This window comes from Streptomyces fractus, from assembly GCF_049844455.1.
Lineage (GTDB): Bacteria > Actinomycetota > Actinomycetes > Streptomycetales > Streptomycetaceae > Streptomyces > Streptomyces fractus.
The window spans coordinates 6,299,737-6,314,490 of the sequence record NZ_JBMYHI010000002.1 but is presented as its reverse complement, the minus strand read 5'-3'; the positions used below and the strand labels follow the sequence as shown (position 1 = coordinate 6,314,490).

Sequence of the window (14,754 nt, the reverse complement as noted above, 5' to 3'; positions counted from 1 at the left end):
TCACACCGCGCTCTCGGTGAACTCGGCCTCCACGATGACCGTGGTGCCGCCCGCGACGGTCAGGTCGCCGTCGCCGTACTTCTCGTCCTGGTTGATCTGCAGGGCCAGGTGCTGGCGGGTGCCGCGGTAGGCGGCGGGCAGGGTGAGGGTGCCGGCGACCGTCACGCTGGTGCGGCGGGTGGTGGTGCCGTCGTCATCGACGATGGTCGGCTTCGTGGTGCGCTCGCCCAGGCGGGCCCGCAGCTGGGTGTAGACGCTGCCCGCCTCGGCGCGTAGCCCGGAGATGTTCACGACGATTGTCGCGCGGGTCGCCCAGGTGGGGATGTCGAGGTCGACGGCGGCTTCCTTCGGCCACGCCGCCCAGCTGCCGTGCTCGGCCGGGGCGGCTTCCGTGTCCTTGGGGTGTGCGATGCGCAGGATGCGGTCGGTGCGCGGGTCGGCGACCTGCCGCAGGTCGGTGATCATGTCGGCGGTGACCGTGGCCGTGTCGCGGGGCAGCGTGATCCGCGCGAGCGGGATACCGGTCATGCCGTCCGGGATCGCGTCGGCTGTGGCTGCCACGTCCTCGAGGAGCTGGAAGTAGCCGATCTCCTGCGTACGCGGATCCCGCTGCCCTTCGTACTCCGGGTCTTCGACGCGCAGCACGAGGAGGTCTGTGCGCGCCGTGGGCCCCGTCGGGGACACGTCGATGACGGTGTCGCCGATGTTGGTCTGGGTGTAGGCGCCCTGCCAGGGACGCGCTCCGTGGATCAGTGCGGAACCGTCGGCGACGCGCACCGCGGGGCCGGGGGCCTGGAGCGGGAGGACTTTCAAGTCCTCGGCCTCGGCGACGCCTTGGCGTCCGTGCGCGAGGTCGCGGACGAGGAGGCGTGCAGCGCGGGCAGAGTGGCGGGCGCCGTGCACCAGCATCGGGGGTTGGACGAGGGTCAACTGCTGCTCCTCACAGGGTGGTGTACGCCGAGCGCCACGTGATGTCGAGGCGAGCGGTGCCGGTCAGGTCCTGACCGCTCCAGGCGATCTCCGAGCGACCCGGCGGGATGGTGAACAGGTCCAGCCGGGAGGGGGCGAGCAGCACGCCCGCGGCATTGCCGGTGCCGTTGCGCAACGCCCAGCAGGTGCCGGGGCGGGTCTCGATGTCCACCCACTCCCCCGCGCGCAGCTCGATGTCGAGGTCGAGGACGCGGCCGGTGACCGTGTTCCAGATCCGGGGGTTGATGACGGGGCCGGTGATGCGCAGGCTCGACGGCGAGGCGGCGTCGCCGTGGTTGGTGACCCAGCCGGGCCGGTCGTCCGGGTCGGCGCCGGTGTCACAGGCGGGTGCGCCCAGCGCCTCGTCGACGGCGCGGGAGCGCCCGGGTCGCGCGGCCTGGTCGAGGCCGAGTGTGAGGTGAGATGCCTCGTCGGCGTACCAGCGTGGGTCGAGTCCGGCGAACTCGATGTCCAGCGGGATCCATCCGTTGATCGCGGTGGTGGTGCTGGTGGCTTCCATGCGGCGCAGCCGCCCGTACATGCGGCGGATCTGGTGGCCGGGCCAGCGTCCGCGCAGTACGTGGCGGCCGTCAGGGCTGGTGCGGGCGGCCGGGTCGTCGACGGCCTGCTCGAGGCGGGCCAGCAGTTCGGCCGCCGCGACGGGGTCACCGGGCGTCTTGATTCCGGCCTCGAAGCGCAGGGTGCGGGCGGTGTAGAAGTCCTGGCCCGCCAGGGCGCCGTCGCCGGTCGGGTTGTCCTCGTCCTGGGGTCGGGTGCCGGGTGAGCCAAGTCCTTCGATGTTGCCGACCGGGACCGGGGTGCGGTGGCCGAGGACGACGCCGCCGATCTCGTACTGCCACGGGCCCAGGGCGATGGGGTGAGTCTGGACGTTGGGGGTGGTCATCGGATCCTTCCGCCGCGCTGGGCGTTTCGCAGGTTGCGCATCATCTCGGTGCCGATCTGCTCGGGGCTGGCGGAGCTGTCGGAGACGGTGACCGGCATGGTGCCGATCAGCGGTTGCTGCTCGCGTACGACGACGACCTGGACGCGGCTGCCGGCGCGGGCGTCCACGGTGCGGGTGCGCGCACGGTCACCTCCGGCCCGTACGTCGAAGGCGCGCACCACTCCGGCCATGACTTTCGCGTTGCGTGCCTGGCGGAAGGAGGCGGCAAGCATGGGCCGGTAGTCGCCGGCCGCGCGGGCCGCGATTCCGCCGTCGGCGTACCACTGCACGGTGCCGCCGAAGCGGTCGACGACGTTCTCGACGACGGCCTTGCTGCGTTCGCGCTTGGAGTCGGCGAGCGGTACGTAGGCCTCCCCGCCGGTCTCTCGCTCACCCCATATGCGGTAGCTGCCGGCCGGGGCGATCTGCGCGACGTGCCGTTCCTGGCGCGGGCCGCGAGTACTGCGGGCGTCGCGTATGCCGCCGTCGGCGTAGAAGTCGAGGATGCCGCCGCGGGCCTGCCGCTTCAGGTTGTCGGCCTGCTGGCGGAGTGCGTCCGCGGTGGTCTTGGGGGCGTTGCGGATCGTGTCGAAGACGTTCACGCGGCGGGTGGTGATGGTGACCTGCTTGTCGCGCAGGTTCGCGATCGCCCGGCGCAGCGCGGCGATCTGGGACTGCTGGCTGCCGGTGGGAACGGCGATGGTGACCGTCTTGCCCTTGGTGTCCTTGATCTTGAAGCCGAGTTTCTCCAGCTCCTGGCGGGCCAGTGCGGTCGGCGCGGCGATCCGTACGGTCTTTGCGCCGGGTGTCGCCCGGATCCTCGCCTGGACCGCCTGCAGGCTCGCGATGGCGGCTGCGGCCGGAGCGGAGACGCGTACGTTCTTCGCGTTCGGGGTCTTGGCGAGCTGGTTGATGAGGCTGCCCAGGCTCGCGCGTGCGTTCTCGGTCGGGGCGGTGACCTTGATCTGACGCGTGCCGGGCACGGTCTTCACGGTGAAGCCGAGGTCGCGCAGCTTCTGCTGGGCGCCCTCGCTGAGCGAGTCGACCTTGATGGTCTTGGCGTTGGGTACGCGGTCGAACTCGGCTTTCACGGCGATCAGGTTGGCGAGTGTGGAGTCCATGCCCTGCGTCTGCAGCAGCAGCGACACCTTGTCCGGCAGCAGGCCAAGGCTGCCGGCGACGGCCTCGGCCTGGGTTCGCGTCAGTCCGTATCCGCGGGCCGCGCTGACGGCTTCGGTGCGGGCGCGGGCCATCGCCGTGCGGGCCTTGGCCAGGGCGCGCGGCAGGGATTCGCCGTTCTGCTGGGCGAGCGAGTACGAGGCCACGGCGGCGTCGGCCGCGGCGTCGGAGAGGGAGGTGAGCTGGGTGTAGAGCTGCTGTCCGTTGCGGGTGGTGGTGTTCAGGGTGTTGTCGTGATTGACGAGCTGCCTGCCGCCGTAGCCCTGTTCGCGGTTGACGCCCTGGCTGCTGTCCTTGAGGTCCAGGACCGCCGAGTTGACCTTCGCGCGGGCGGCCTGAAGCGAAATCTGTCCGCCGGACAGCAGGTCGAGGGCGCTCTTCAGGGAGCGGGTGCGGGTGTCCGCGTCGGCGGTCTCGTCGGCGAGCCCGCCTACCGCCGTCTTGAGACGGTCGTACGCCGAAGTGCCGTCCCCAGCGTCCTGGGATGCCTTGGCCAACTCCCGCGCGTTCTTGACCGACTGGTCCATCTCGCCCTTGACGCTGCCCAACGCGTCGGCAGCGTCCTTGTACTGCTGGCCAACATCCGAGTACTCCCGCGTCGACGCCTTGCCGCCGGCGACGTCCTTCCACACCATGTGCCGGTCGGCGGTCGCCTGCAGCTGACGTTGCAGCGTCTCCAGGGAGGCGCCCTGTCCGAGGTAGGCGTCGGTCAGCGAAGCGAGCGGCACGCCCGCCTCCTGCATGACCTTGGACAGCTGGCCCTGCTCGGTCTTGGTGTCCAGGAGGATCTGCGCGGCCTGCCCGCGTACGTTGCCGTCGATCTGGCCGCCGGAGTCACGCAGCGCCGACGTCAGCGAAGAGATCCGCTGCTGGTGGGCAGCGGCAGCCTGCGCCGCCTTCTCCTGCCGTGCAGCGAGCAGGCCGAGGCCGACGGACACCGCGGCCATCGTGATGCCGAACGGGCCACCGAGTGCGCTCGTCACACCGCCGAGAGCGGAGCGCAGGCCGGAGCCGGCCGCACGGCCGATGCCGGTCAGGGTGCCCTGGAAGGTGGTGCCGGCGCCGTTCACCGTGCGGAACGCGGCGGTCATCGAGCCCAGCGCCTGGGAGCGGGCCTGCAGCACGGCCCATGCGGCGCCGTAGCGGTTGAGGGACATTCCGGCGGTGGCGGCGAGCGACTGCTGTACGCGCATCTGCTGGTTGAACGACTGAAAACCGGCGCGGACCGGGCCGGAGACCGTGTTCGCCACGCCCATCAGCGTCGGCTGGACCCGGCGGAACAGCAGCATCGCCAGGGCCGCCGACTGGATCGGGCCGGGCAGCGCCCCGAAGGCGCTGACCAGTCCGCCGACTAGATGCGCGATAGGGACGAGGACCGAGGACAGGCCCGCGACCGCGTCGAGGACCAGGTTGGCGGCGGTGGCGACGATGTCGAGGGTGCCGGCCGCCGCTCCTCCGTCCTCGCCGATTGCGCCGAGCGCGCCCAGGACGGGTTCGGCACCGTCGGCGGCGTTCCCCAGCACGTCGCCGAGCGCCTCGGCCGAGTTGACCAGCAGGTTGAGACCGGTCGCCAGCGCGTCCTCGCCGATCTCCTTGAGCGGTCCGAGTAGTCGGCGGGCTTCGCCGACGAGGCCGCCGAGCCCGCCCGCCGTCTGCGCCTTGAGGTCCGGCCCGTACAGGGTGGCGAGGTCGCGCCCGTACTCAAGGGCCGTGGTCAGGTACGGGGTGGCACCCGCCAGGCCGCGGGTCATCAGCCGGGCCAGGTACTCCAGGCCTGGCGCCATCCCGTCGTACAGGGCGAGCCCGGTCTGCCGGGCCTGGGTACGCAGCTGTGTCATCGCGCCGGTCAGGCCCTCGCCGCTGGAGGCGGTGATCGCGGCGGCCGAGCCGGTCTGGGAGACGGCCTGGGTCAGGTCATCGAAGGACTGGGTGCCCTGGTGGGCGAGGGCGACGGCGCCGGACAGGGAGTTCTTTCCGAACGCCTTCGTGGCGTTGGCGGTGAAGTCCTGTTGCGACATGGAGTGTTCGGCCTTCGACAGGCCGTCGATGACCACGCGCAGGCCGCGGAAGTTGCCCTGGGCGTCCCATGCCTCGATGCCGAGGTTCTTGAGCGCGGTGACCATCTGCGGGGTCGGCGCGGCCAGGTTCGCGAAGATGCCGCGCAGCGAGGTGCCCGCGGTGTGGCCGAGGATGCCGGACTTGCCGAGCATGCCGACAGCGGCGGCGGTGTCCTGCAGCGAGACGCCGAGCGCGTTGGCGACCGGGCCCGCGTACCGCATCGAGTAGTAGATGTCGGTGATGGAGCCCGACGCGTTGTTCGCGGTAGAGGCGAGGGTGTCGGCGGCGCGGGAGGACTGCTCGGCGCCGAGCCCGAACTGGTCCATGATGTCGCCGAGATACTTCGCCGAGTCGGCGGCGCTGATGTCGGCGGCCGAAGCCAACTGCAGCGAGGCGCGGACGGCATCGATCGCCTGGTCGGTGCGGAAGCCCGCCTTGGCCAGCTCGACCATGCTCTCCGCGGCGTCCGCCGAGGTCGCCGTCGGCAGCGAGAGGTCGTTGCCGAGGTCCTGCGCCGTCGCGCCCGCCCGCTTCATCTGCCCGGCGGTCGCCGAGGTGACGGCGCGGAACAGGTTCATCTGCTTCTGGTACTGGTTGCCCTCCTCGACGACCGCCCCAGTCCCCATCAACAGGGCGCCGCCCGCCAGCAGGTTGGCCGAGGACAGGCCGCGGCTGCTCGCGCCCGCGATCGTGCGCTGCAGCCGGGTCACGGAGCGGGCGCCGTCGTCGGCCGTACGCCGCAGTCCGGCGCGTGCGGATCCCGCGCGGGCCGTGAGCTGGTTCAGTCCGACGGCCGCCGCGCGGGCACTGCGGTTGATCGCCGCGAACTGGGCTGCTGTGTGGGCGCTGTTGGCATCGAGGCGGGCCAGGGAGCGGTTTGCGGCGCCGGTGCGATCCGCGAAGGCTCGGGCCTGCGTGGAGGCAGCGCGAAAGCCCGCGACAAGGTCGCGGACCTCGGCGCGCATCGCCACGGTCAGGGTGAACCCGGCCACCGCCGTCGGCTCCCTTCATACGTCATGCTTACCTGGGGTACTGGATGGGGTCAGGGGTGGTCGCGGTGCAGGTGCCGCGGCCGGAGCTGGATCTTGACGCCGTAGCCGGACGGGCCCTGCGGAACGTGGTCGCGTTCGGTCTCGATCAGCTCGCAGCCGGGGCAACGCAAGGTGCTGGTGACGTAGGCGTGCGGATCACCGCCGCGTTCGCGGTCCCACTCGGCGAGGCGGGTGTGGCACTCGGGACACACGTCCCGCTTCCACTCCGCCCAGGCCAACGCCTTCGCGCGGTCAAGGTCCGTCCACGTCCCGGTTCCGCCGAGGAACTGCGAGTGCGGGATTCGGTAGCTCTCGCACAGCTCCAGTTCGGCGCGCAGCGCCGCGTCCTGGCTCAGTCTTTTCCCAGCTCGACCCGGCTCTCCTGCTGGACCTGCCAGGCCGCCTCCCACAGGAGGTTCGCCTCCGCCGCCGGCCACGTCGCAAGCAGTTCAGCGGCCTCCTCGCGACTCATCCCGTCGGACGAGGCGGCCGAGATCAGGGCCGGAGGGAAGGTGTCCGGGTTGAACACCGCGCCCTCCGCGGCCTGTTCGTCGGTCGGCGGATGCCGGCCGATCAGCTCCTCCAGGACCGGCCGCGGCAGCGCGAGGAACGTGAGGGTGTCGCTGGCGGCGTCGTACATGGAACGTGCCTCGGCGAGCGCGGCGTCGGCTTCGGCGGCGCGCGCCGTGGCAGCCGCGTCGTCTGGGGTCGCCTCGGCGAACAGGCGGGCACGCCGAGCCTGCGCTTCGGCCTCGGTGAGGGCTCGGCGCAGCTCGTCGTCGTCGCTAATGCGCAGGGTGCTGCGCGGGGTGGCCCGGCGGCGCAGGCGCTCCATCTTGGCCGCCCATGCCCCTTCAGCCTGCTGGGCGGGCATGGGCTCCGTGACCGGTGCGGGGCGGGTCACCGTCACTCCTCGCCGCTGTCGTGAACGGTGGCGGTGGCCGCGGTGGCGACGACGGTGACGTCGACGTGCTCGCCCTCTTCTCCGTCACGGCGGTGTTCGGAGCCGGGGCGGGCCGGCTTGGGCTGACGAATGATCGCCTTCGGCACGACGGTGTCGAGCGCCGGCTCCTCAGTGATCGTGAACGACACCTCGAACTGGGCGGCCTCGTTGTCCGTCGTGTACGACGCGGACCGGGTCGCGACCTGCGCGGGAAAGACGTCCATCGACGGTGAGCCGGGGATGTCGCCCTTGCGCAGCAGCAGCAGGTAGCCGGCGGCACCCTTGGTCAATTGCTGCTCGACCTCATTGCTGTAGCGGTCCTCGTAGAAGGTGAGCGAGCTGTCCTCGGCGGTGTCGTTGCCGGGAATAGAGGAGTTGAACGTGGAGCCCATGTCGGGCGTCTCGATCGCCTCGTTCGACAGAGCCCAGCCCTCGACCGATGCGACCGCATCCGTGAGGTCGAAGCGGTTGGGTTCGCTGATTTCGGTGCGGGTGGGGTGCTCGGGGTCAGCGAGGTTCTTGACCCAGTAGATCTTGGCGATGCCGCGCCGGAAGAACCGGCTCCGGCCGCCCGATGCCTTCTTCGTACTCGTCACGGAGTTCGCGGAGTTGTCGGACACGGGTCCACTCCCACTTCCGGGGCAGCGTCCCCTGCCGAGGCCCTGCCCCTCGAATCAAAGAGGGGTCGCCGGGCCATGAGCCGGGCGTCCGCGCGGGCCTCCGCGGTGAGGACCTGCCGAGCAAAGGCTCCGTCAGGTGGGAGTAACGGTGATCGTGAACCGTTGAACGTAGGACACGATAGCCCCTGCCGCCGACACCGACGTTTCGCCCGCCGCGTCGTACGTCAACTCTCGATTGATCACGCGAGCTTGAGTTATCCACAGCTTGTGGATCCAGCCTGTGTGATCACGCCCGACGACGGCTTCGCGTACCCGGTCGGCAAGCCACTGCGCCTGATCGTCCCGCTCGCCCACCGAGGTCACTTGGTAGGACCAGGCGGCGTCCGCATGCCAGTCCCACAGCGGCGGCCCGGTGAACTCGCCGGGCAGCGAGTCCAGGACCGTGTGCGGCAGCGGGGCTGGCTCCCACTCCCCCGACTCCAACTGAATACGCGGAAGTTCGCCCCATCCGCACGGATATCCGGTCACGTGCTCGACGAGCGCGGCGAGCGCCCGGGTGACGGGAAGCCGCGCGCTCATGGCAGCACCCCCTTCCGCAATGCCTCGAGGAAGGGGGCCTCGGTCTGCCGGTAGGCGGGCTCGACGTGCGGGAACGGGCGCTGCCGGTAGTAGCGGCCAAGCGCGTCGTAGCCGACGAAGCCGTACTCCAGGCGTCGTGCCTGCGGAGCGTCCGTGTACACCTCCGCGGTCACCTGGCCTCCCTCGGTGCTCACCCGTACGTCCCACGAGGCCCGGTACTGGCCGGTGATGACGTTCGGGCCGGGCCAGCCGGAGGCATAGCGCTGGATCCGCACCCGCAGGAGCATCGCGTGGTGCCGGGTGATCGTCCGCGTACGGGCCCGCACGGCGGGCCCCATCCGGGACAGCGCAGCGACCAGAGCAACCGGGTCACGGAACTCGGTCGCCGAAGGGTGAGCGTTCGGATGCGGGTTCGCGGCGGCCATCAGCCGATCACCTGCACCCGCACGAGGCGCACCACGCTGTACGTCCCGACGTTCGCGTCCGAGACCCGGAAGCGGCGGCCGACCAGCCGCGGATCGCGTGGCCCGCCCGGCCGTACCGATCCTGCGACGCGCACCACGTCGTCCGGCCGCAACTCCGGCGCCTCGACGGGGAGTACGGCCTGGTAGTCGGTGCTCGGCGGCTCCGACAGGCGTGCGCCGTCAACCGGTGGCGTGATCGCGGGCCGCCCGAGCGGCATCACCGCACCGAGCCCGTCCCACACCGGCATCTCGTCCGGCACGGGCCGCCTCAACGCGCCGTTCGCCTCGTCCAGTACGTCGTCCGCATGGCCCGCATCATCGCGCCAGACTTCCAACTGGTCGTCCAGGATGCGGGCGACGACCCTGCGGGCACCGTCCACATCAAAGGCCACGGGCCCACTCCGTCAGCTGGGTGAGCATGGCCTGGGTCGCCGACTGCGGGCCCGTGCCAAGATCGAGCCGCGACAGGGCCGCCCGCTCCAACTCGGCCGGATCGATCGCTTCCAGGAACGCCGCCGCGGCCGGGCCCGGCTGAGCCGCATCGGCGACGGCGACCCGGGCCAGGCCCTCGAAGTCGGCTTCTGCGTGCGGAGCCGCGTACAGAATGACCTGTGGGTACTCGCCGACCGCGTGGGAAATGCTGAAGCCGCCGAGCGCGTCTTCGAGGCGCCGCCCGTCGATCTCGACAGAGGCCAGCTTGGCCTTGGTGGAGATACGGACAACGCGCAGGCTGCCAGAGGAAGCGTCCATTCCACCGACGCTAAGCCTTGTGTCGGACAGCTTCACGGACGCACTGCGCGACGGGCGGAAGTCCAACTGGACTCCGTCGGCGGGTCGTGCGCTGCACGGGTGGCTAAGCGGGGTCGTACCGCACCCCGGCAGCACTCCGGTCAAACCCTGGGGGCCAGCTCGTGAAGGAACTGGCGACCGCACCCTGAAGATCCGTGGCACTCATGCCAACTCGCCTCATGTCCGCCCCTCGTAGATCAGCCCCTGCCAGAGTCCATTCGACAAGAACTCCGGCTACGTCCGAGTCGAAGCCGTCAGGCCACCAAGTAAGAGGATCTGCACGCGCATTGCGCACGATCACACCCGTGAGGTCGGTGTCGCGCAGATCTACTCCCCGTAGATCTGCGCCTGCAAGGCTGGCGCGAGCGAGCAGACAGTTCCGCAGCCGCACCCATCTCAGGTCGGCCCAGGCGAGCTCAGCACGGCGAAGGTCGACGCCGGTCAGGTCGAGCGAACGATCGAGGCCTTACGTAGGCCGCCAGAATCTCGTCGATGGACTCACTATCCTCCTCCGGCTCTTGTGCGATCCGGCCCAGGGCGTACACACCGCCCACCCGTACGGCAGCTTCGCCGCTTGAGAGTTGACCGATGGCATGCGAGAACCGCACCGTAAGCCTGCTCTCCCGTGCGAGCTGGAGTTCACCCTGCGCCTTCGGTGGCCACTACGAAACTGCTGCCAGCTGATGTACGCACCAAAGAGCAGGACCGTCCCGCCAAGCGCCTGGATCAAGGTCGCACGAACAGCATCGCGGGCCAGGAGTATCTCGCTGGTAGTAGCAGACCGACCTTCAAGGTCCGTATCGACGAGCCAACCAGGAAAGACCCCAACACAGAAGACAAAGAGGAGCACGACGAAACTCACGCTGATCGCTGCGAGCAATCCGGCTCCAGCCCTTCCTCTCCCCACCCTCCTCATAGGACGAGTCTGAAGGACCGTTCAGAAACGGTCTACAAGGCCACCCTTGAGGACTTCTTGGGAACTGTCGTGAGCGCGCCTGTAGCCGAGTGCGGAGTCGTTCCTACCTGTAGTGGCCCAGCTCTACGGCCTCGCGCGAGCAGCGCCCGAGGCCAGCGTCCCGAGGGGCCGACTGGCATGAATCTGAACGGGAACGGGTCGCTGTGTCGCCTGCTGCTGGAGGACGGCCCGACCACGAACCGGAGGTCATCCGTCGATGGTTCGCTCGGCGAGGAGCAGCGCCAGAGGCCCGGCAGGCAGGAGGAACCGTCCCTGCTCGGCTGCGGTGATCGCGTCGTGCAGCGGCCACCATTCGAGCTTGAAGTCCTGTTCGGTGTCAGTGAGTTGCTGCTGTCCCAGTGCAAGGTCCTGGGCGAGGAAGAGATCGACGCGGGCGATGGAAGCCACCGTCATCGCATAACTGCCCAGGTGCTTCCACCGGTCGGCGGTCACGCCGGCTTCTTCCTTCAGTTCCCGGCGGGCGCAAGCGGAGGCGCCCTCGTCGCTCTCGCGTCGGCCGCCGGGCAGGAAGAGGTAGTCCCCGCCGTGCCGAGGGAAGTGGGCGCTGAGGATCGCGACCTTGCGGGCGTCGTCGATCGCCACGATCACCGAGGCGTCGCGGGTGGGGGCTTCGCTCATGGGCCGTGAGCGTAGCGGTCATGGGGCCAGCCACGCGGCGTACGGCACGGTGGTGACGACGGGGTGGGCGATGCCGCGGCCGTGGAAGCCGTCCTCGCCGAAGGCGTCGCCGTGGTCGGCACACAGAATGATCAGCCAGGGGCCGCGGGCAGTGATCTTGTCGATGAGACGGCCGAGGTGCGCGTCGGCGTAGGCGAGGGCAGCCTTCTGGGAGGCGACAGTGTCGGTGGCATCGCCCAGGTAGTGGCCGTGCGGGACGTGAGTGGCCGACACATTGAGGAACAGGAACAGTGGCACCTTGGGTTTGTCGGCGAGGGTGAGTGCGAAGTCGACCTGGTGGCGGGTGGAGTCGGGTTCGGGTGAGCACCACTGGGGTCGCCAGTAGTCCTCGTCGAACAGGTCGGGCAGCACGCTGCCGAGCGGGGTCTCGCGGGAGAAGTAGGTGACGCCGCCCACGCACAGAGTCGTGTAGCGGTGATCGTTGAGGCCTCTCAGCAGGTTCGGGGCGTCGAAGACGAAGGTGTGCAGGTCGATCGACTTGAAGGCGGGGGGTCGGCACTCCCACAGTCGGGGCGGCTGCTGGGGCGTGAGGAGCTTGGGCAGGAAGCCGGAGAAGAACGCCATGTGCGCAGGCAGAGTGAAAGTGCCCGGTGTCCACCGGCGTTCCCACTTCCCGCCGGGCAGCAGTCGGGCCAGGTGCGGGGTGCGGCCCTCGTCCAGGGCGGTGGCGGCGACGTCGTAGCGCAGGGAGTCGAGCGTCACGAACAGGATCGGGATGCCGGAGTGGATGACATGGGCGGCGTCGATCGTGGCGGTCACGGCGCGTCCGCCTCTCGCTCGTCGAGGGTGCCGCGGGCAGCCTTGTTGACCGGGATTGGCACCCGGTCCTCTGCGATGAGTGCGCGGATACGGGCGAGTCCATTCCGCTCGGTCAGTACCTCGCCCGCGACGTCGTACAGAGTGATGGTGACCGTGGCGTCTTCGCGGGTCCTGATGTAGGCGGCGACGGCCTGCTCGTCGGCCCGGAAGTCCAGCAGAGTCTGCTCGTCCACGGGGCCGATGACAACGGTGGTGTGGCATCGGTAGTGCCCGGCGTTGGTGGCGCCGCGTGCGAAACGGGCGGCGTACTCGGTGCTGATGGGGTGCCCGTCATCTCCCACCACAGCCCGGGAGGCGCCTCGGGTGACGACGAGGCAGGCGCCGAGCCACCAGGCGACGCCTGCGTGGATCTGGTCAGGAGCGGTGCCGGTGGCGCCGCCGTCGCGGATGACGGCGGCGGTGTCGATCGGGTTAAGCACTGGTGCACTCCAGGGCGTGCAGGTGAAGCTCGCGGACGAGTTGGTCGGGCGTCTTTCCGTCGGTGTCGATCCACACGGCGCTCGGATCGTCCGCGGCGATCGCCTCGAAGTTGAAGAGCAGCTGCTTGAGGCGGCCGGGTACGGCGATCAGGTCCGTGTCGTCCTGCTTGATGTCCCGCTTGGTGCGCAGCCGGGCGCGCAGCGTCTCCTCCGAGCAGCGCAGGTAGAACGTGATCGTGGGCTGCATGACATAGGGAAGGAACGGGTCGGCGAGACGGCGCACCTGCTCGATCGCGATGTGGTGGACGGCGCCGTGGCAGGCAAGCACGGAGGACTGGTAACGGTCAGCTATCACCGGGCTGCTCTGCCGGGCGGTGCGGACGCGATCGGCGGCGTGCAGGAGGCCAGAGAGGTAGAAGGCAAGTTGGGGCAGCGGGGCGAGACGGTCGTTGACCACCTTGGACCAGCTGTTGTGCGGCTGCGGCAGCGTGTGCAGCTGCTCCGCGCTCATCCGGTGGGTCAGCAGGCGTGTCAAGGTCGACTTGCCAATGCCGGAGATGCCCTCGAGTACGAGGAACGGCCGCGCCGTCCCCTCATGAGTACGCGGCCGGTAGTCGACAGGCAGGACGCTCATCACAGAGTTCCCTCCGTGAAGGCGGTGACATGGCGGGCGACGGCGGACGTCAGAGCCTGCGGATCATCGAGGTGCTCCATCAGGTCCAGGCGCAGGTCGTCGCGCAGCAGGCAGGGTTGAAGACCTCCGGCGTGGTCGACCCGCAACGCCCAGAACCCTTCGACGCACTGGGGCCGCAGCGCGCAGGAGCCGCACTGGCCGACGTGATGGCGGCCGAGGTCGCGGTGGATGACGTCGATCTCGATGCCGTCGACGCGGAAAACGCGCCGGCCCTGGCCGACGCCGGCGATCTCGGTGTGCTCGTCGCTGGTGAGGGTGCGCAGATAGCGGACGAGACCGTCGGCGGAGACCGCGGCCGACGACCCGGACGCGTTGTAGTCGGTGTCGACGAGTTCGATGAACTGCACTGGCATGCGTCGTTCCAGCGCGTAGTCGAGGATCGCCTCGACCTCGTGCACATTCTGTTGCTGCAGCAGGCAGTTCAGCTCGACGCGGGGAAAGACCTCCCGTGCCGCTTCGATGCCGTCGAGGATGACGCCGATGCCCTGGGACACCTTCGCGATCGCCTTCAGCGACGCGTCGGAGAAGTAGTGCAGCGACACCTTCACTTTGTCGAGCGGAGTGCGCGCCAGCCACTCCTGGTTGCGGCGCACCAGCAGCCCGTTCGTGATCAACGTGTACGAGGCGTCCGGGGCCGCGGGCGGGAGTGCCTCCAGGACGGGGCGGACCCAGCGGGAGACCAAGGGCTCACCACCGGTGAAGTACACGCGCTTGAGCCCGGCCGCCATCAGGCTGGTGATGGTCTGCACGTAGGCGGCCGCGTCGAATTGCCGCTCGCGGGGCTTCTTGCCTCCGCCACAGTGTGCTTCCGGTGGCGACACATCGCCCTCGTTGTGGCAGAACCAGCACCGCGCGTTGCAATACGGGGTGAGCGAGACACGCAACTGGCCGCGCAGAGCAGCGAAGTTGCGCAGGGCCGTGTAGTCGACGCCGCCAGCCGGAAACGGCTGTGTGGTCAGACTGAAGGGCAGAGACATGGGACCTCCGAAAATGGGGGTGCGGAGTCCTTCTGGGGCAAGCGGTCAGTGGATCGCGGTGTGGCCGTGCGACGGGGCGACCGTCATGGCGTACCGCTGATGTGGTGGGTCGCGGGCCTCCGCGCCTGGCTGCGGAGGCATCGGGCAAGCCGCCACGCATCCGCGCAGCCGGGTGCGCAGTCCCGGATCGTCATGGCGTCAGGAGGACGCGGGTCGTCTTGCCGACGCCGTCGCGCAGGAACCACGTGAGGTGGCCGCCCAGTTCACGGATCAGGTCCAGCCCACGGCCTTGCTCGGCTTCGCTGCTGACCAGCTGGGCTCTGTCGAAGTTCGGAAAGGCGGGCAGTGGGTCGGACACGTCGATGAGGAGCTCGCCGTCGTCCAGCAGCGCGAGTTGCACGAGCATCACGTGGCCGGCGATCCGGCCGTGGTTGATCGAGTTGGTGACGAGTTCCGAAGCGATCAGTGTCGCCTCGTACTGGTCGCCACCCCACCCCCACATGGTCAGGTGCCGCCGGACGTGGATACGCACCACCGAGACGGACCCACGTACCATCCGATACTCCATCTGCCAGCTGCGACTGACGTCCGCGGTGATGACTGGTGTGTCCATCGT

At 69.7% G+C, this 14,754-nt stretch carries 17 protein-coding genes; all 17 read right to left on the bottom strand.

All coding sequences use genetic code 11. From position 1 onward, the window contains the following. The 17 genes from ACP4E5_RS30435 to ACP4E5_RS30355 all read right to left on the bottom strand — a co-directional run bounded on the left by ACP4E5_RS30435 (position 1) and on the right by ACP4E5_RS30355 (position 14,751). The gene (locus tag ACP4E5_RS30435; RefSeq protein WP_425834197.1) at positions 1–930 is read right to left on the bottom strand and encodes a hypothetical protein; all 930 of its coding nucleotides are present in this window, start codon (positions 928–930) and stop codon (positions 1–3) included. A gap of 10 nt (positions 931–940) precedes the next feature. After that, positions 941–1,873 carry a phage tail family protein gene (locus tag ACP4E5_RS30430; RefSeq protein WP_425834195.1) on the bottom strand — a complete coding sequence of 311 codons (933 nt, stop codon included), beginning with the start codon at positions 1,871–1,873 and terminating at the stop codon, positions 941–943. After that, the gene (locus ACP4E5_RS30425; protein ID WP_425834193.1) at positions 1,870–6,141 is read right to left on the bottom strand and encodes a phage tail tape measure protein; all 4,272 of its coding nucleotides are present in this window, start codon (positions 6,139–6,141) and stop codon (positions 1,870–1,872) included. Before ACP4E5_RS30425 ends, ACP4E5_RS30430 begins: the two co-directional genes overlap by 4 nt. A 50-nt stretch (positions 6,142–6,191) precedes the next feature. After that, positions 6,192–6,392: a hypothetical protein gene (locus ACP4E5_RS30420; protein ID WP_425834191.1), complete on the bottom strand. Its 201-nt coding sequence runs from the start codon at positions 6,390–6,392 to the stop codon at positions 6,192–6,194. Between the two features lie 140 nt (positions 6,393–6,532). Then, positions 6,533–7,084 (bottom strand): hypothetical protein, encoded by a 552-nt coding sequence (locus tag ACP4E5_RS30415; RefSeq protein ID WP_425834189.1) that lies wholly within the window; start codon positions 7,082–7,084, stop codon positions 6,533–6,535. A 2-nt stretch (positions 7,085–7,086) separates the two neighbouring features. Continuing rightward, positions 7,087–7,743: a phage tail tube protein gene (locus ACP4E5_RS30410; RefSeq protein WP_425834187.1), complete on the bottom strand. Its 657-nt coding sequence runs from the start codon at positions 7,741–7,743 to the stop codon at positions 7,087–7,089. Positions 7,744–7,875: 132 nt separating this feature from the next. After that, the gene (locus ACP4E5_RS30405) at positions 7,876–8,322 is read right to left on the bottom strand and encodes a hypothetical protein (protein WP_425834185.1); all 447 of its coding nucleotides are present in this window, start codon (positions 8,320–8,322) and stop codon (positions 7,876–7,878) included. Continuing rightward, on the bottom strand, positions 8,319–8,747 hold the full coding sequence (locus tag ACP4E5_RS30400) for an HK97 gp10 family phage protein (RefSeq protein WP_425834183.1): 429 nt from the start codon (positions 8,745–8,747) through the stop codon (positions 8,319–8,321). Before ACP4E5_RS30400 ends, ACP4E5_RS30405 begins: the two co-directional genes overlap by 4 nt. Beyond that, the gene (locus ACP4E5_RS30395) at positions 8,747–9,178 is read right to left on the bottom strand and encodes a DUF6093 family protein (RefSeq protein WP_425834181.1); all 432 of its coding nucleotides are present in this window, start codon (positions 9,176–9,178) and stop codon (positions 8,747–8,749) included. The genes ACP4E5_RS30400 and ACP4E5_RS30395 overlap by 1 nt, the downstream gene beginning before the upstream one ends. Further along, complete coding sequence (locus tag ACP4E5_RS30390; protein ID WP_425834179.1) at positions 9,168–9,536, bottom strand: hypothetical protein; 369 nt, start codon at positions 9,534–9,536, stop codon at positions 9,168–9,170. Before ACP4E5_RS30390 ends, ACP4E5_RS30395 begins: the two co-directional genes overlap by 11 nt. 103 nt (positions 9,537–9,639) lie before the next feature. Next, entirely contained in the window at positions 9,640–10,020 is a 381-nt protein-coding gene (locus ACP4E5_RS30385) for a pentapeptide repeat-containing protein (RefSeq protein WP_425841765.1), read from the bottom strand. Positions 10,021–10,737: 717 nt separating this feature from the next. Continuing rightward, positions 10,738–11,169: an NUDIX hydrolase gene (locus ACP4E5_RS30380; protein WP_425834177.1), complete on the bottom strand. Its 432-nt coding sequence runs from the start codon at positions 11,167–11,169 to the stop codon at positions 10,738–10,740. A gap of 18 nt (positions 11,170–11,187) precedes the next feature. Further along, positions 11,188–11,988 carry an STM4013/SEN3800 family hydrolase gene (locus ACP4E5_RS30375; protein ID WP_425834175.1) on the bottom strand — a complete coding sequence of 267 codons (801 nt, stop codon included), beginning with the start codon at positions 11,986–11,988 and terminating at the stop codon, positions 11,188–11,190. Next, entirely contained in the window at positions 11,985–12,467 is a 483-nt protein-coding gene (locus ACP4E5_RS30370) for a hypothetical protein (protein ID WP_425834173.1), read from the bottom strand. The genes ACP4E5_RS30375 and ACP4E5_RS30370 overlap by 4 nt, the downstream gene beginning before the upstream one ends. Further along, on the bottom strand, positions 12,460–13,101 hold the full coding sequence (locus ACP4E5_RS30365) for a nucleoside/nucleotide kinase family protein (RefSeq protein WP_425834171.1): 642 nt from the start codon (positions 13,099–13,101) through the stop codon (positions 12,460–12,462). The genes ACP4E5_RS30370 and ACP4E5_RS30365 overlap by 8 nt, the downstream gene beginning before the upstream one ends. Further along, a complete protein-coding gene (locus tag ACP4E5_RS30360) occupies positions 13,101–14,138 on the bottom strand; it encodes a radical SAM protein (protein ID WP_425834169.1) in 1,038 nt (345 codons plus the stop codon). The genes ACP4E5_RS30365 and ACP4E5_RS30360 overlap by 1 nt, the downstream gene beginning before the upstream one ends. A 190-nt stretch (positions 14,139–14,328) precedes the next feature. Further along, entirely contained in the window at positions 14,329–14,751 is a 423-nt protein-coding gene (locus tag ACP4E5_RS30355) for an ATP-binding protein (RefSeq protein ID WP_425834167.1), read from the bottom strand. Positions 14,752–14,754: the final 3 nt, after the last annotated feature.